General features: G+C 36.5%; 15 protein-coding genes. 8 read left to right on the forward strand and 7 right to left on the reverse strand.

The window, feature by feature from the left end:
- Positions 1-51 precede the first annotated feature (51 nt).
- Both EVJ34_RS14290 and EVJ34_RS14295 read right to left on the reverse strand, forming a co-directional pair.
- Entirely contained in the window at positions 52-906 is an 855-nt protein-coding gene (locus tag EVJ34_RS14290) for an HNH endonuclease (RefSeq protein ID WP_131486071.1), read from the reverse strand.
- A 123-nt stretch (positions 907-1,029) separates the two neighbouring features.
- Positions 1,030-4,242: a DEAD/DEAH box helicase gene (locus tag EVJ34_RS14295; RefSeq protein WP_161568925.1), complete on the reverse strand. Its 3,213-nt coding sequence runs from the start codon at positions 4,240-4,242 to the stop codon at positions 1,030-1,032.
- A 55-nt stretch (positions 4,243-4,297) separates the two neighbouring features.
- On the opposite strand from EVJ34_RS14295, the gene EVJ34_RS14300 reads away from it, so the two are divergent.
- The 3 genes from EVJ34_RS14300 (at position 4,298) to EVJ34_RS14310 (ending at position 8,353) form a co-directional block, all read left to right on the forward strand.
- Positions 4,298-5,416, forward strand: a complete 1,119-nt coding sequence (locus tag EVJ34_RS14300) for a sigma-70 family RNA polymerase sigma factor (protein WP_161568926.1) — start codon at positions 4,298-4,300, stop codon at positions 5,414-5,416.
- A gap of 107 nt (positions 5,417-5,523) precedes the next feature.
- Positions 5,524-7,224: an AAA family ATPase gene (locus tag EVJ34_RS14305; RefSeq protein WP_131486074.1), complete on the forward strand. Its 1,701-nt coding sequence runs from the start codon at positions 5,524-5,526 to the stop codon at positions 7,222-7,224.
- The gene (locus EVJ34_RS14310; protein ID WP_131486075.1) at positions 7,211-8,353 is read left to right on the forward strand and encodes a hypothetical protein; all 1,143 of its coding nucleotides are present in this window, start codon (positions 7,211-7,213) and stop codon (positions 8,351-8,353) included. Before EVJ34_RS14305 ends, EVJ34_RS14310 begins: the two co-directional genes overlap by 14 nt.
- Positions 8,354-8,355: 2 nt before the next feature.
- On the opposite strand, the gene EVJ34_RS14315 is transcribed toward EVJ34_RS14310, so the two are convergent.
- The 4 genes from EVJ34_RS14315 to EVJ34_RS14330 form a co-directional block, all read right to left on the reverse strand.
- Complete coding sequence (locus EVJ34_RS14315) at positions 8,356-9,384, reverse strand: tyrosine-type recombinase/integrase (protein WP_131486076.1); 1,029 nt, start codon at positions 9,382-9,384, stop codon at positions 8,356-8,358.
- 269 nt (positions 9,385-9,653) lie between these two features.
- Positions 9,654-10,253: a tetratricopeptide repeat protein gene (locus EVJ34_RS14320; RefSeq protein WP_131486077.1), complete on the reverse strand. Its 600-nt coding sequence runs from the start codon at positions 10,251-10,253 to the stop codon at positions 9,654-9,656.
- 48 nt (positions 10,254-10,301) lie between these two features.
- Positions 10,302-11,531 (reverse strand): hypothetical protein, encoded by a 1,230-nt coding sequence (locus EVJ34_RS14325; RefSeq protein ID WP_131486078.1) that lies wholly within the window; start codon positions 11,529-11,531, stop codon positions 10,302-10,304.
- Positions 11,532-12,444: 913 nt separating this feature from the next.
- Positions 12,445-12,807 carry a hypothetical protein gene (locus EVJ34_RS14330; protein ID WP_131486079.1) on the reverse strand — a complete coding sequence of 121 codons (363 nt, stop codon included), beginning with the start codon at positions 12,805-12,807 and terminating at the stop codon, positions 12,445-12,447.
- Between the two features lie 72 nt (positions 12,808-12,879).
- Here EVJ34_RS14330 and EVJ34_RS14335 point away from each other — a divergent pair, with 72 nt between their 5' ends.
- Positions 12,880-13,563, forward strand: coding sequence for a YiiX/YebB-like N1pC/P60 family cysteine hydrolase (locus EVJ34_RS14335; protein ID WP_161568927.1), 684 nt, complete (start codon positions 12,880-12,882; stop codon positions 13,561-13,563).
- Positions 13,564-13,694: 131 nt separating this feature from the next.
- On the opposite strand, the gene EVJ34_RS14340 is transcribed toward EVJ34_RS14335, so the two are convergent.
- Positions 13,695-13,913, reverse strand: a complete 219-nt coding sequence (locus EVJ34_RS14340) for a helix-turn-helix domain-containing protein (RefSeq protein WP_131486081.1) — start codon at positions 13,911-13,913, stop codon at positions 13,695-13,697.
- Positions 13,914-14,251: 338 nt separating this feature from the next.
- Here EVJ34_RS14340 and EVJ34_RS14345 point away from each other — a divergent pair, with 338 nt between their 5' ends.
- The 4 genes from EVJ34_RS14345 to EVJ34_RS14360 all read left to right on the forward strand — a co-directional run bounded on the left by EVJ34_RS14345 (position 14,252) and on the right by EVJ34_RS14360 (position 16,629).
- Entirely contained in the window at positions 14,252-14,740 is a 489-nt protein-coding gene (locus EVJ34_RS14345) for a helix-turn-helix domain-containing protein (RefSeq protein ID WP_131486082.1), read from the forward strand.
- 298 nt (positions 14,741-15,038) lie between these two features.
- Positions 15,039-15,221, forward strand: coding sequence for a hypothetical protein (locus EVJ34_RS14350; protein WP_051627825.1), 183 nt, complete (start codon positions 15,039-15,041; stop codon positions 15,219-15,221).
- A gap of 12 nt (positions 15,222-15,233) precedes the next feature.
- The gene (locus EVJ34_RS14355) at positions 15,234-15,458 is read left to right on the forward strand and encodes a hypothetical protein (protein ID WP_012390467.1); all 225 of its coding nucleotides are present in this window, start codon (positions 15,234-15,236) and stop codon (positions 15,456-15,458) included.
- 70 nt (positions 15,459-15,528) lie between these two features.
- Complete coding sequence (locus tag EVJ34_RS14360) at positions 15,529-16,629, forward strand: hypothetical protein (protein ID WP_131486083.1); 1,101 nt, start codon at positions 15,529-15,531, stop codon at positions 16,627-16,629.
- Positions 16,630-16,634: the final 5 nt, after the last annotated feature.

The raw sequence follows: 16,634 nt of genomic DNA on the forward strand, positions 1-16,634 counted from the left end.
GATTTAATTATTTCAAATACCGTAAAGTGTGCGCTGGCGCACACTTTTTCGTTAAGGGCTTTTATTTCCTTTGTACACGTAGGATTGATGCCATAAAAGGTATTTTAAGTTTTCATTGAAGATTTTAATGTTCATCGAATCGGAGACATCAAAAATAGGAGGATTTGCATTAGATACAGTATCTGATACCAGCATATACCCACTAGAATCAAACGAAATGAGTCCTGAATCAAATAATGAATCATGATGGGAACACAATAAGAGACCATTATAAGGGTCTATTTTTTCTCGATCTGTACAATCTTTCCATGGTTTGGCGTGTGAAGCTTTTAAAATTTCAGGGATATTCACCTTGCATATTGCACACTGATGATTCCAGAGTTCTGATAATTGTTTTTTGTAAACGCTTTGTCCGATGCGTGCTTGAGCTTCAACTTTTGTTTCTGTAACTAATAAAGCTTTATTAAGATTCTTTCTCTCATTTTTGATGCCAATTTTTCGAAGTAATAAAGTAGCTAAGTAATCATCACATGGATAAAGGTAACCATTATTGTCTCGTCCCCCTTTTTGGAAAGGGGAATACTCGATTGGGATGAGATTCGAAATTTCTTCCCAGTGACTTCTTATATGTAAGGGATATGATAGTAAATCATAGTCTACTAGAGTTCTGAAGACAGGGTAATTTTGTGATTCATCTTGGGTTACATAGGTAGAAGACTTTACTCTCCCAATGGCAAGGATACTACCATTAGCATAGTGAAATATATAGTCACCTTTTTTTAGATTAATCATACGGGAAAAATAATGGGGAATATTGCCGAGTGAATCCTTTTGTGGACACTGTAGATAGCCAGGCTTATATTGATCATCGAAGCTTTCATTTTGTAAAACGATATAGAAATTCATATATCCTCCTTAATTGTCGTCATTGACTTTGAATGTATACATACAATCTTACTTTATAATTAAAGACCCATTTACCTCTAATTGTTTATACAAGGTAAATGGGTTGAGAACGATCTAGCACTTTTATTTTATTGTTTTAGCGTTAATAACAACTTCTTCAGGGATACTACCTAAGAAATAATCTTCTATAACTTCCCAGAAGGTAGCGGTGTCCATTTTGTTTTCGAAAATGTACTTTAACATTTCGATAGAAAGTTTGTGACGATAATGGACATTATTCAAAATTTGATTTTGATATTTTTCAGGATTTTTTATTAAACTTTCTAATGTTAATGTGGAGTTGATTCGAATATAAATTTCAGGTGTGTTTCCTCCCTGAATTTGATAGGTTATTAGCTTGAAAGCTTCAAGAATTCCAAATGTGATACTTAAACGGTCCATTGCGTTGCGCACGCTCTTAGATAGATAAATGTTATAACTTCCATCAGTTTGTTGGTCTACTTGAGAAGTGAGATATTGTAAAGTTTGACGCTGTAAGAATTTGAAGAAGTCTTCGTATGCAGGTCCAACTTGATAACCAGAAACTTCATGGTGTCGTATTACCGATTTCGCATTCGTATTTTGATTTATGACATTAAACCTGACCATTGAATGTAAGAAGACTTGAGCTAAACTAGCAGCTTCATATTTATGAAGTTTAAGTGATTTTTGAATAGAGAATGCTAGTTGATCAGATGTGAAATAGGTATTTGTTAAAGCATACTGACTGAAAAATTGACTTATGCTTTGAAGACGTTGGTTAAACTGAGCAGAAGCAGATTCAAGGCTATTTGAGCTTTGGAAATTAACCACAAACGTAGGATCGATCTCATTTAAGAAATTCAACTTGATCATGTCATCGCGTTCATGAAACCTTCTTTTAAAATCAGGGAAGGAAAGATTACGGTATTTCTTTTCCCAAATTTCTTTTAAGTTTAATTCGTAAATAGCAGTGTGAAGGTTAGACTTAATAGAACGGATAAACTTTGCATATGGTCGATTTTGAATTTGTTGTAGTAACTTTTCCCCTTGGGCTGTGACAGTAAAGTACTCTCTTGAAAATAGGCCGCGTGGACGCGCCACAAAAGGAGCATAGCCAATCTTATTTACAAAATCTTTTTCGATTAAAAGCAAAGCGGTTTTCAGTTTTCCTTCAACGTCAATATCTTCTATACGATTGTTAGATGTGAAAATATAAGCAAAATCTTCAACGTTTACCAGCAAGTTTCTTGAGCGCTTTTTCTCCTTATATATGTTGTAGATTTTTTGTGCTACTAACTGTAATTGAGTTCTTCGGATGGTAGACATTCCGTGAAGTCGTTTAATATGTGAAAAATCATTTTTAAGAAAATCAAAATAAGCTTGACCAGAAATGGATTCGTCACGTGCGGCACGACCGATTTCTTGTACATAATCGCAAACGTTACCAGTAGGTGCATAGTGATATACAACATTGATATCGGGTAAATCGATCCCCATACCATATGCTTTAGTGGCAAACATGATCTTAGCATCTCCAGCAGAAAATCTAGAATGATTTCCGTCCTTATTTGCTTTATCTAAGCTGCCATAATACTGTACAATCTCTTTCGCTAATCTTGGATGATGCTCTTCTATATAGGTCTGTAATTGACGGATTAAAGGAATGGTAGGAAAGTAGACTAGTACTTTTGATTCTTCTTTCATAAATACCTTCAATCTTCTTGAAACGAATTCGAATTTTGCTCGTTGATATTCATTTGTTTTTAAATCTTTAGTATGCATGTCAATTTTCATTTCAATATCATCTCGTTTGACTTTTCCAAGATAAAACTTTGGATTAATTAATCCGAGGCTATCTCGTGTTTCCTTATACATATCTTCCTCTCCACCATAAATCGCAGTTGCAGTAAATGTTGCGATTGGGAATTTCATTTCTTTACGTAGTTTCTTAAGATACGGTCCTAGATACCAATAATCTGAACGAAACGCTTTCCCCCAGGTAGTCACAATATGTGCCTCATCTACGATAAATAACCCCACTTTTGTTTCATTACCAATCAACATTTTGATATCAGATCGACCAAGTAGAGTTTCAGGTGAAATATATAAAATTGCGATTTCTTTATTTCGAATTCTTTCTTGAATTGCGGCTTTTTCAGCGGGAGTAACATTCGAATTTATGGTAGCTACGTTATGAATGCCTCTGTCTTTTAGATTTTTAACTTGATCGTTCATTAGGCCAATTAAGGGAGAAATGACTATTGTAAGTAACTGATATTCTTTATATATCAGAAAAGATGGCAATTGAAACATGACAGATTTTCCTGCCCCTGTCGATGAGGTAATGAAAATATCTTTAAAAGGGAGCTCTTTTTGAGCATTTTCAATTTCTTCTACGATGTCATGGATGATTTGTGATTGAGAAACATCAACAAGTTCTTTTGAATGATCAGGATCTTTATACATACTCAAATTTCGAAAAGAAGAATAGCCAAAATATTCATCAAGTAAACTTAGGTATTTTGATTCATCAAACTTCTTGACGGACAAGGATTTCTGAGTGAATGTCAGAACAATATTATCATTTAGCATTTTTAAAACAGATAATCGGTCTGAATAGTGATTTATGTAAATATCTTGGAGGTTTGAATGAACAATATTGACGATTTGTTTGCTTTGGCTGTTTAGTAATTTATCCGTCAAAAGAAGAAATTCGGTCTGATCCTCTTGTAACTCAATAACGAGATCGTAAGCCGGGTAAGTATTATTTAATTTATCTACCTTTTCAAATCCATCAAAATATGGAGTCATGGCTTCTAGAATATCTTGATCAATTGAATAAGACGCATACACTTTATCTAATTTAAAAACATTACTATAGAACTTGATTATGGCTTCAAAATTAGATGATGTAATTTCTCTATCTTCTTCTTCAAAGTCATTCAATACTTCATTAAAATTTTCGAATGTATAGAAAATTGGAAATGTGGAATGGTAAAGATTGTTATACAATAGGTGTATGTCGAAAAAATTGTCTAATTGATTACGAATATAAAATTGATATTCTTCAGCAGTACACCAAAAGAAATCTTTAGAAGTTCCAATTTTTTGGGCAACATGGGTAAGAATATCTGGAGAATTTTTAAATGATTCTATCGGTTGGGGAAACGCATCATTTAATAGTTTATATTCATTTAGGTCTTGAACATCCTCAGGACTAAATCCGAAAAATACAAATAGCACTTTATTAGGGGTCTGGGCATTCTCAAGTTGATTTCGTAAAGTCTCAATGTTGATTTTTGTAAGTGTTCTCATGATATCTCTCCTTTTTTTGAGTATATCAAATTGTGTAATAAGATTGAGGTGTAGCATGAACAACTCTTTATTTTTAAAGCGTTTTATCCTAAATAATTTTAAAGTTCAAGAAAAGATTTCATTAGAAGACATTAAACAGAAATTAATGATATTTTTTCAACAGGATACATTGAATATCAAAGATGATGATCTGATTATTTACCTGAAAGAGTTGGGATTTGAAAAAATTGAGATTCTAGAACAGAGCGTGCAACAAAATACAAAAAATGATTTAGAAATTAATGTTGAAGAGGAAGTTATATTAGAAGAAGAATTAACATTAGATGCTTTTTTTGATGATTATGACAGTGAACATCATTTGAAAATTGCTGGGGACTATCGTGATAATAAAAAAATGCTTGAACTTTTTCATGGGAATTCTGAGTTTGATCCATTAGTTTTTGAAAAATTAATGGTCAATAATCAACTCCTAGTAGAGAAGATAGCAAATAGATATTTGTTTATGAGCAAGGGAATGACCTTAGAAGATTTAATTAGCGAAGGAAATTTAGGGTTGATGAAAGCTATTAAAAAGTTCGATATTAATATGGAAAACTCGTTTTCGACCTATGCATTTGTATGGATTAGACAAAGTATTACACGAGCAATTGCAGATAAAAGCAATTTGATTCGAATACCCGTTCATATGATGGAAAAAATAAATAAAATGAATCGAATTGAGAGGGAGCTCGAATCACTGAAAAATAAAGTGTGTGTAGAAGAAGTCTGTAGCTTAATGGAAACAACTAAAGAAAAATATTATTGGATGAAGGAAATCCAGCATCGATTCCTACACGAGGTTTCGCTCAATGGTAAAATTGCAGTCGAAAATGCTAACGATGAGATTATAGACTTTATTCCAGCAATGAATAGTGATTTTATAATAGATCCTTCAGTAGAAGAGATTGCTTTAATACATGAGAAATTAATCATAATTCAAAGCGAATTAAATCAATTACCTTATAGAGAGAGACAAATTATAGTACTGCGATTTGGACTTGAGAATGGGGACCCTCAAACATTAGAGGAAGTAGGCAAGGTTATAGGAGTGACAAGGGAAAGAATTAGGCAAATTGAAGCAAAAATTATTCGGAAATTAAGAAATAGCAAAAATATAGTTGCACTTAAAGAATAATAATAATTTACGTGAAGATATTAGCATATTTATTCATAGATATTTCGCAAGTATAAATATTCATATAATTTCTATGAAGATATTAAATTACAAAGGGATGATCTCGTATGGGTAAACTACTATTTTTGTTTATCAAAAGTGTAAATAGAAAGTTAACTAATCAAGAATTAAATTTTAGTGAAGAGTTTGATGTACATTTTAATAAGGAAAATACATTGGTTATTAAAGAAAAATCAAACAGATTGAAAGGCTTTTGGGGGGATGGGGTCTACAATTTTAATCTGCTATTAGGTAAGAATGGTGTTGGAAAAACAAGCATCCTCGATCTGTTAGGATTAAATAATAAAACTAGAGGGCTTCATTTTAATAGAGGAAAGTATTTCAAAATATATCAAATTCAAGATAATTTATTCTATTATTCAGGAACAATGAGTAATCAGATTAAAAATATTGATGAAAATTTAAAAAAGAAAAATAATTTTTTATTTAAATTTGAGGATGGATTTGTAAAAGAAACAAACACAAGAGCTCAGAATCAAATCCATATTCACTATATTAGAAATGCAATAAATTTTTCATGGAGCTCAACCAAAAAGATCTTTAGAAAAAATGATGACACCTTAATTAGATATTCTTACCCAACTTCTAAGTTTAAAGATGTGCTGAACGCATATTATAAATTTGGCTTATTTGAAAATCAAAATCGAGCAATAAAAATCGAACAAAAAATTACTTATAGTAACAATTCGCGTTATTTATCATATATTTATAACTTTAATTCAAAAGATATAAGTCGAGATTCAAACAATTTCTTATTCTTAGATGATAAGAGTAATGAATTAAATAATTTGATATATAAAGAATACTCCAGAATAAATCAGAATTCGATTTACGAAAATCATACTAATCATAAAAGTTATTTCATTTTAAGATTGTTAGAAAAAATACTAATTAAGCAATTATCTACTTTAATTTCTTTAGAAAGAAATAAAGACTCGAAATTCAATGTTTTATTTAATATATTAGAATCTAAACAAATGAATGATGAAATTATTGATAATGAAACTTCAATAGAAACTAAAATTAATTATTTAATTTATATGATGAATTTTATGAGTTTTTCTTTCAAAGAAATTAACTTACCAATCATTGAGATAGATAACTTAATTGAGTTGCTTGATAAAATTCCTGACAAGTTTTTTTATAGTTACAATGAGATAGTCTTCCCTCAAGAAGGTAATTATCATCTCGATGAAATTTCAATCCTAATTGAAGAATATACAAATTATTTTAAAACTTCATTTGTTAACTTCAGTGATGGAGAATTGGTGTATCTAAATGTCTTTTCAACAATAGCAAAGGCAATCGAAGATTCATATGCTCACGATACAATTCTTCTCCTAGATGAGCCTGATATTAATTTACATCCAGAGTGGGCGAGAAGATTTATTCACGATTTAATTCGAATAATTCAAACTAAATACCTTAGTAAAAAAGTTCAGATAATAATTTCCTCTCATTCTCCTTTTATAGTTACTGATTTTCCAAAAGAAAACATTTATTTAATAAAAACCAATAAAAAAAGCACTAACGAGATTTCAAATCCTGAATTCGGATTCGCTGCAAATTTTTATGATCTGATATCTGACACTTTTTTTATGGAATCTCCAATCGGTGAGTTTGCATTGCAAAAAATCCAAAACATTAAAAATTCAAAAGTTACTAATAGTAATCAAGTAATAGATACAATTGATGATCAATTATTAAAACGTTTAATTATAGAGGAAAACATAAATGATAAAAATTGATATTAGTAATTTCAATCATGATCAACTAAATTTTATGAAAGACAAATTATTAGACGAATTTTATTTGAAAATAAGTACGAAGAGATCGAAGTTAAGACACTTCAGGTGTAATCTAAAACAAATCACAAAAAGACCAGTATCAATAAAAAAAAATGTTAGGGATATTGTTGAATTTGATTTTGATTTTGAAAAGTATCAAGATGATTATTTTTTTTATGAGTACATTAACTTTTCTGAGTTCTATAGACAAACAAAATATCTTACTAATAAGGAGCAAAGGGAATGTTATTTAATGAGATTAAAAGAGTTTGCTGAAATGCCTGATAATATTGGCTTTTATTCTTTTGATCACAATTTCCAAAGATTCATTGAACCATCGTACTTCATGAATAAAATTAATAATAATGATAATTTTAAAGATTATATCGATAATGAATTGTTTTTTAAAATTAAAACAATTAATGAAAATTTCAAGATTTTTTTCGATTATGATACGTTCATTTCACCTATCAGATCACGTCTATTAAATGCTATAGGTCTTGAAGTTTGCCCTTATTGTAACGAAACATTGATTCATAAGTTGCCTGACCGTACTTACGCTGATTTAGACCATTTTTATAGTCAATCGAATTTTCCTCTATTCACTTTGTCATTTAATAATTTTATACCTAGTTGTTTACTATGTAATAGAACTTTAAAAAAATCTTCAATCACAAAAATTATGAACCCTAGAATAGAGGGGTTTGAAAAAATGGCATATTTTAGGATGAATAATGTAATTGAGTTATTAAGCTACAATGACGTAACTGTTGATATAAGTGTAGCTCATAATACTGAATATTTAGATCGTGAAAAGATTAATAGTTCTATCGAAATGTTTGATTTAAATAATAGATATAATCATTCTGATGTTAAAAAGATTGCAAAAGGATATTTTGATAAGACTCAGAATAATTTAAATGAAAAGTATAGAGAATATATTGGTGAAATAATACCATACGTGCTTCAAATGAATGAAAAAGAATATATTCAATATATTTTCGGAATTGATTTTGACGAAACAAGTATTTTAAACAATCGACTAGGTAAATTTAAATTAGATTTAATTAATCAACTCACACAGGACTAAATCTATTTAAAGGGTAGTTCGAAGTTGTTGGACAGGTTTGCGAGCTGGTTAAACGATTGCAAATAACCGTTTGTTGTATTTATCGAATCATGGCCGACTAATTGCATGACCCCGATCAACGGACTGCCATTAGCTAAGAGTTTTGTGATATAGGCGCGACGGAACCAGTGGGGTGGGGTTTTCACTTCCGTTGCTACGTGCTCGACCGCTTGATGGGTCATCAAGCGAAGGGCTTCATAGGTCATTGGATGACCTTGCTTCTTCGTGCTGAAGGCGATGAAAGGAGAAGTCTCTTCTTCAATCATCATCAATGTCTGCAGTCGATTGATGAGGTGACTCGCCTTTTCGGTGAGCGGGATGCGGCGCCATTTGCCGCGCTTCCCTTTCACCTCGAGATAGAACGTGTGCTGATTCCGCTTGACGTCAGTGAACTTAACTGAGAGCAGTTCGGCCGCCCGCATGCCCGTCGTCAACAACAAATACCCGATTGTCTCGTTCCGGAGCTCCATGAGCTCCTTTTTTTGTGCCCGTTTGACAGTGTGGCGGAACGACTCGGCAATCTGCTCAATCTCGTCGAAGTCGACCTCACGCCGGAGCAACTCAGGCCGCTGCTGGTTCTTCACATGGAAGGCCAGGTTATGTAGATGATACTGGTTGACGTGGAGGTAGGTCAGGAGGCGCTTTAACATGTGGTTTTTCCGCTGTGCCGTGCGTGGGGCATACTGTTCGTTCACCTCAAACAGGTAACGATGGATGTCGAGTACGGTCAGGTGTTTTAACCCATCTGTCTTCGTCATCACAAAACTGAGGACGAACTCGAGGTCCAATTTATACGCGCGTCGCGTGTGCGGGCTCTTGTCCGCATAGATCGGGAACAGTTCTGTCGCCCAGAACAATTCGATGATCTCGATATCATTCAAGGTCTCGAGATCAATATGGTCCTTCCTTAATGCTTCGGCCAGTTTCGGGTTGGCCCCGGTCAGTTCTCGCAATGCTACCTCGAACGCTTGCTGTTTTTTCTCGATCTCCATGCTTCTCCCTCTTTTCGCTCTCTGTTTTCAACTAAATATCTGTAGTCCTTGAAATGTGAGGTAAAAAATAAGTAATACATATGTATTTATATTTAAAATACGTTTGTAATTAGATAAATTGATTAAATAAATATGTATTACATTTATATATTTAAATACAACTAAATTATTAATACTTGTGATAATCTTATATTATCACAAGTTAAGAAATAATATAACGGGACATAGGATACCATTCATCCCATGTCCCGGTTTGCTAAATAGATAAATCAACGTTTGTTTAGATTCCAAGTCTCAATCCCGAAATTAATGTAGGTTTCAATGAGATTAGGACTATAAGAATGTGATTCCCCGTTGATTGATTTTTTATATTCGATGATCTGTGCCTTCCATTCAGGAGGAAGTTGTCGGGTATCGCCTAAGTCAATTGCTGCGTGACCCAAATGGTGAAAGAGATTCATCTTTATATTATCATCGTTTGCGTACTTGATGGACGACATATAGTGATTCGTCGATTCCTCCCGTCGGCCTAAAAGATAACAAATTTTCCCAAGAGCGTTATGAATTTCGCAAGCATCATCCGGGTGCTGAATCATCTGCAGTAGTTCTTTGTAGATAGAATAAGATTTCTGGTAGTCACCGACACGTTTATAGTTGACGCCTAGGTACAACTTGATGTTAAAAAGCTCGTTTTTGACATTGGCCGGACTGGAACTGTTGATTTTGCCTAACGCATTTTCGAGATACTTGATGGCCTCGATTTTTTGACCGTTCTGATGGGCAGAGTACCCGAGTCTTATCAACTCATCTACGCTTTTACCGTTGTCGTTCGAAAAATAACGTTTGAATTTGTCTTCAAGATTATCCATTATATTCTCACCTCGTTTTAAATTTTAGGGCATCGATTGTCTAATAGGTTAGCCGTTTCTAGAACACTCATGAGTCCGAATCCAAAGATGATGGTCATTCAAATAGTGAAATACGTCACTCCATGAATTGTAGGTGACCACGCTCTTTTCATGGATGATGTTATCCATGTAGTTGCTGAATGTTAATGCTCCCCATTCTTCTTCAAAGACCTTTTCGATACCGAAGAACACATATTCTTGCGTAGATGGGTCAAACTCAGCCAGTAATATACTACCAATAAACTCTTTGGCTCCTTCAGGACCGAAACTCACCCTCGACCCGTGTTTCGTTGACAGGACGTGATAAATATTATCAATAGTTGACTTTAACAGGCCGTGAGAATAACCGCTCACAAATTGTTTGAAGGAGTCATCCTGTTCAGTTTTGGCGGCAATGAAAGGTTGTATTTTATCCTTCATAACTCTTTCTTTTACCATTTTTAACGACTTCTGCATCTCAGAAGTATCTATAAAAGCCTTTAATTGAATTAAAATTTTCTCCAAATGTTGCTGTTTGAAGCCGTCATCAATATCAGGAGAATTACAAATTAAATCAAAATAGAACTCTAAAGCGTATCCTGAGAATCTCAAGGCGTTTCGGTACATGTCTGACATTGGCACATCATCCTCATCATACCTTGACATATAGGTGGTTTCTCGAGATTCAGACGGGTCAATTTCACCTTCTCCTACGGCAATCCAATATAAAGCCTCATTTGTGTCATCTACTTCATCGTCATAATCGCTAGGTCCATTCTTTCGAGTGGATCTATATTCAAATGATTTAAAGTATCCTTTTTCAAGTTCCACACCTTGCACTAGATCTCCTAAGCTGTGAAAGACAGGAAGAAGGTATCTGCCATTGTGCGTTTCAACCATATGTTGAGCCATATTTTTAGTAATTTTTTCTTTTAACAGGTCAAGATAACTCATCACCAAGTTTTCTTCTTTGTCATAAAGAACAAATTCAAGATTGGTTTTCTGTCGATTGAACAAATAAAGAAAGCATTCGGCGATGATTCTATCACCAACAAAAGGTGACACGTGAAGTTTAGCCCTCTCGAAAATGTGATTAACGACTTCTAGTTCATCCATACCCGTGAAATTCTGAATGGTGTCAACGGTTTTAGAAACGAGTTTCTGTGTATCTTCCTGTCTTCGATATACCTTGTCATATGTGTTCAATAGATATTCTATTTGGCTGTTAAACGCTTCGAACAGCTCATGATCAAAAGACATTTCATGAATCCCCTTTCGTTATGGAAGAGAAAAGTGAGAGAGTATCATATAAAGCCTAGATGCATCACTCCGTTTAATTTTTGATCTTGACCATATTTGAATTGCAAAAAATGCTTTATGTATTTAATTGGTCTAACATCTCTTTTGATATGAAACTAAACGTTCTGATTGATCATTCGGACTTTTGACGCTTGGGAATGTTTCAACTGACCAGTTTGATTCATTTAATTATGTAGTTCAATCGCATATTGAAAATCCAATATTAGTTAATATTCTCCTTAAAAACTTACAATCCTTCACTCATTAATAATTATTTTTCCATGTATTCATATTTATAATTTTACTTATATTTAAACTTTAACATGCTCTAGATTTATAGATGATAAGAGGTGATAAATGACATACCAATGATCCATTGACCCAGCGGCTCTGGTTATAAAAGTTCATGACAATCTTTGAAATGTCGTATGCGATAAAGTACCCGTGAATCCAGTTCATTATAGTCATTGTGATAGAGAGATTAAATTTTAAAGGGATCTGTAAAGAATTAATCGACAAGTTGATGATTGCAGTCTTCTAGTATGATAAGAGCCAACGTCCGAAGAAAGTTCATGCTTTAAATACCAAGACATTTAACCACATAAATAGATGAGTGAGAAATAACGCCTAAGGTCGATGTTCGTCTTTCGGGAGGACTCTTAAAAAAATGCTCAAGATGGTCTAAGTCATGCAGTTTGGTACTAGGCTGGAAAAAAATGAGGTCTTTAAGGGAGTTCGATAAGATTGATTAAATGAAATGAAATCTCATATAAAAAAATCCCTAATGAAAAATAGATTTAAGATATCATCCAATTAACTACTAAAGGGTAGGTAATACATATTTTATTTCCTTATAAATTTTCAAGAATGTGATTTAATTCCTGTTCTTGTCTATCTGTTCGAGCATAGTTTGATTGAATTGTTTGTCCCGTTTAGAGATTTTTTCAACCGGATCATAGCCCCCATACGAGAAATTCATTTTACCGTCCGTTTTTTGAACGTAGAGATAATAAGTGATTGTTTGTTCATCATCGAAAGTTACAAGATAAGCAAAACCGAACTGGTCAAAACCTCCAGATTCTATGTCATAGGAAGAGGGCGAATAAGAATATTTATCACTAAGGAATTGTATAAGGTATTCTTCTCTGCTATTTTTCTCAGAGGTATAATAAACAAAAATCAAAATCGCCATAAAGGTTATAATTATCAAGAAAACAATTGATGGTTTTTTTAACAAAATAAACCACTCCCCTTATTAAAATTGTAATATTTATAATGTAATTAAAAAATAATGACAGGAGGTTTTCAAGTGAAACATTTCTTTAAGATTTTCTTGTTCAGTATTGCATTGATTTTAGGTTCACTTCATCCGATGGCTCACTCATATGCTGAAGAGGATGCTACAAGTGAAGACTCCATATCTTTCGAATCGTTTGAATTGATTGAAACAAATTCAAACGATTTTGGCACAGGGACATTTGCAATTACGGATCCAGGTGGTAACAGTGGAGGGAGTATCAAATACCCCAATTCCAATATAACCGTTCGAACAGGCGATATCTTGATTTCGTCAAAATCTTGGGATGCCACAAATTTCGTTGGCCATGTAGCAATCGTGGGAAATGATTTGCGAGTAAAAGAGGTGTTACCTACAAATCCTTCACGTAATGTGACATTAGCAACACACTTGGCTGCACAAAGTGGATATCCGGTCAAAATTTATCGGCATTCAAGTAGTGCGGCATCTTCACGAGCGAGTACTTGGGCTACAAATAACATAAGTAAAGTAAATTTTTATATTTTTACAACGACCCTAAGCGGTGTCTCTTGGAATTACTGTTCAAAATTCGTTTATCAGGCATATAAGCAGACGGGTACGAGTATAGGGAAAGTTTCTAGGACTGGTAGTCCTAGCGGACCTCAAATCCAAACTGAATACATGTTGCCAAATAATTTGGCATATGGCATGAACTATATCGGAACTTACAAGTAACTTCGCTAAAGAACAAAGTTCTTACATATGAAGTTAATAGATTTGTACCTTGGAAGGGATTAAAAATTAGAATTCGTATATTAAGAACTCAGAAAGGAAAAAGACGTTTTATCGTCCCTTCCTTTCTGAGTTCATTTAAATTTATCACTAAAAAAATCACTTAATGAGATTCCGAGCCCCTCACAATATTTTTGAATCGTACTAACTTTTGGATGCTTGGTACGACCATTCATTAATTCTGAAATCGTAGTTTGATTCAGTCCGCCTTTTTGGATAACTTGATTAATCGTCATGTTTCGTTCAACAGCGAGTTCTTTCATCCGCTCGATGATTGCCTTGTTTAACTCCACTCATTCACCCCACAATCATAATACTCTCTACATTCTTACTTATTCTTTATAAACGCTTCTATTCCTCTACCTATATCAATCTCTTGAAATCCGTGAACTTACAGTTCTTTTCTCAAGTCATAAATTAATTTGTATATTAGTAACACAAATTAATGATTATTGAGTTTCTGTTGCTTGCTAATCTCATTTTAGAGCGCTTTTCGACAAAAATAGCAATCTATAAAATTCTGACATATCAGAAAACTGGTGACTAAATAGATATTTCCTGATATATTCTAAGCAACAAAAGGAAACATTTGTTTGGTCGCCGCTCTGGTTTATCAGAAAGGGGAAGCCTTATGTATCGATTCGGGGAATGGTTGAAGGAAAACCGCCAGCTTTCGGGCTGGTCGCAGGTCGAATTATCAGAGAAAACGCTCGGGGAGATCTCGCAGCCCGCCATCAGCCAATATGAACAGAACCGTTCGGTGCCGTCGATCGCAGACATCGATCATCTGGCCCGCGCGTTCGGACACACACTAGCTACCGTCCCTTGGGACGCCATCGATTTCGGTTACGGGGCAAAACGATGTATCACGAAACTTGAACGGCGCCGTTTTGACTTGAAAGAGCTCCCGCAGGCCGACTCGGTCCGCACGTTCGATGGGAAGACGTATGAATTGCACGGCTTCCTCGGGATTGAGGAAGAGAGCGGCGAGGCGGTCCAGCTGACGCAACTCTATTACCGGATTCGCACAGTAGTCAGTGATTCACATATTTTGGCCAAACGGAAAAATCCGGATGACGAGCTCGTCCACGTCAAAAAGCGAAAAAACGTTCGACAGTAACCGACATCGACGCAGCAGCACATCCTTAAGGATGGTCTCCTCCAATCACATATCGGCGTGTCCCTCACCAGTGACCGGGTGGGCGGGATTTACGCACAGATGGTTCGGCGAGAGTCGCCTAAAACTCGCCACAAGGTCACCGTATCGTTCCGGGTCATCGAAAAACCCTGTACAGCTCCTTCGATTCATGAGGAGCAGAGTTCGTGGGGGAACGGCTAGAAACCCACCGCACCGAATCCGACTGTCCTTAATGATGTGTTGCTGCACATCACGAGATCAAGGGAAGGAAGTGTGTACTGTGGCATCAAAAGAACAGAAACAGAACCGTAGCTTCGCCGAGAAACTCTTACGCATCCGTGGGAAGGACTATGAGGAGTGGCTCGACGAGCAGCATCAACAGGTCATCCAGGACAACCAGGAACTCATCATGGAGGCGCTCGAGGCGAAGCTCAGCTTCAAGTCGCCGGCGCACCAGGACTAAGGAGGGAACGACATGGGACTCAATGAGACAGGGCTCAGCTTGCTTCAGTTCTTTCAGGGGCTCGCCGTCATCGCCGCAGCCATCGCCTTCGCAATCGGGGGCTTCTACTTCATCTTCGGCGGGGATCGGGGCCGCTCGAAGGCGGTCGGTTGGCTCGTCGGAGGCGCCGTCGGTCTGATCATCGTCATGGGCGCGTTCACGCTCGCCGAGATGGTCGACCAGAACATCAAATTCTAATGCTCACTTACGCAGCGTTCCAATCGGAAGGCTTTTTTTGTTGCTTGAAATGAGAGGAGGAACTAACGCGATGCTGTTTGTACGATTTACGGACGTGCCCGACACACGGATCCAGAACTATGAGCGGCTCCCCTTCGCCGAGGCGGTCATCGCGACCCATGACCTGCACCAGGCACTCAGCGAGGAAGGGACGAGCTGTTCCGGTGACTTCCGGCTCTTCGACCAGACAGACGAACTGCTCTATCGGGGGATGTTCACGTTCGGAACCGAAGGCACCTATCCGAACCTGTATCATCAAGTGAAGGACCGCGTGCAACGGATCCGGACGAAGAAGGAGGACAACGCGAAGAAGATGTGGCTCCTAGACGAGATCGAGACCGAGACACCGGACGACTATAAGCGTTCGTCCGCCAAATCGAATCTGATTGTATCGTCAACCTATCAGTCACGGCTGACCCGACTGCAGCGCCGCCTCATCTACGGGGCGGCCGCAGCCGGGATTCTGTTCACATCGTTGTTCACTGCCACCCAATGGTTCATCGACAAGGAGGCACACGCTGAACAGGTAACCGGGGGCGAACAGGCGTGGCTGGATGCCTACGACCAGGCGCTCCAAGGCGAGGAATCCTCACTTATCCAACTGCTAGAGCGGAAAGACCGGTCCGAGGAAGAGGATGCCTTATTGGTCGACCTCTATCTCGCAGAAGGAGAAGACCAGAAGGCACTCGAGCTCACGGATGACCCCATCCTGATCGAGACGAAGCTGGCCGGGCTCGATCTATCCGATACAGAGAAATTGGAACGGCTCCATGACTTCCAAGCGTCACATCCGACCGACGAGGGCGCTTTCGATATCGCCGTACTGGAACGGAACCATGAGATTGTTGCCAAGACGAAAGACGTGGAGTGGACCGCGCCCCGCGTCTCTGCAAAAGTGACCGCCTATCTCTTTCTCGGGGACATCGCGTCCGCAAATGAATGGGCGTCCAAGACGAACGACCCTAACGTACAAGAAAAAATCGACGCGTACCAAGACATTACGACCACAATCGACGGACTGAACGAGAAACTGAAGAAGACCTCTAGCAAGGACACTTCGGCCCGTGAGAAGATTCAAGCCGCTATCGCTGCTGAAGAAGTTGAACTAGAAACAGTTCTTTATTCAGATTAAGGTAG

The organism is Exiguobacterium sp. SL-9 (genome assembly GCF_004336985.1).
Lineage (GTDB): Bacteria > Bacillota > Bacilli > Exiguobacteriales > Exiguobacteriaceae > Exiguobacterium.

Coding starts and splice junctions, on each gene's coding strand:
- EVJ34_RS14290 (WP_131486071.1), bottom strand. CDS start 906: ATGAATTTCTATATCGTTTTACAAAATGAAAGCTTCGATGATCAATAT.
- EVJ34_RS14295 (WP_161568925.1), bottom strand. CDS start 4,242: ATGAGAACACTTACAAAAATCAACATTGAGACTTTACGAAATCAACTT.
- EVJ34_RS14300 (WP_161568926.1), top strand. CDS start 4,298: ATGAACAACTCTTTATTTTTAAAGCGTTTTATCCTAAATAATTTTAAA.
- EVJ34_RS14305 (WP_131486074.1), top strand. CDS start 5,524: ATGGGTAAACTACTATTTTTGTTTATCAAAAGTGTAAATAGAAAGTTA.
- EVJ34_RS14310 (WP_131486075.1), top strand. CDS start 7,211: ATGATAAAAATTGATATTAGTAATTTCAATCATGATCAACTAAATTTT.
- EVJ34_RS14315 (WP_131486076.1), bottom strand. CDS start 9,384: ATGGAGATCGAGAAAAAACAGCAAGCGTTCGAGGTAGCATTGCGAGAA.
- EVJ34_RS14320 (WP_131486077.1), bottom strand. CDS start 10,253: ATGGATAATCTTGAAGACAAATTCAAACGTTATTTTTCGAACGACAAC.
- EVJ34_RS14325 (WP_131486078.1), bottom strand. CDS start 11,531: ATGTCTTTTGATCATGAGCTGTTCGAAGCGTTTAACAGCCAAATAGAA.
- EVJ34_RS14345 (WP_131486082.1), top strand. CDS start 14,252: ATGTATCGATTCGGGGAATGGTTGAAGGAAAACCGCCAGCTTTCGGGC.
- EVJ34_RS14355 (WP_012390467.1), top strand. CDS start 15,234: ATGGGACTCAATGAGACAGGGCTCAGCTTGCTTCAGTTCTTTCAGGGG.
- EVJ34_RS14360 (WP_131486083.1), top strand. CDS start 15,529: ATGCTGTTTGTACGATTTACGGACGTGCCCGACACACGGATCCAGAAC.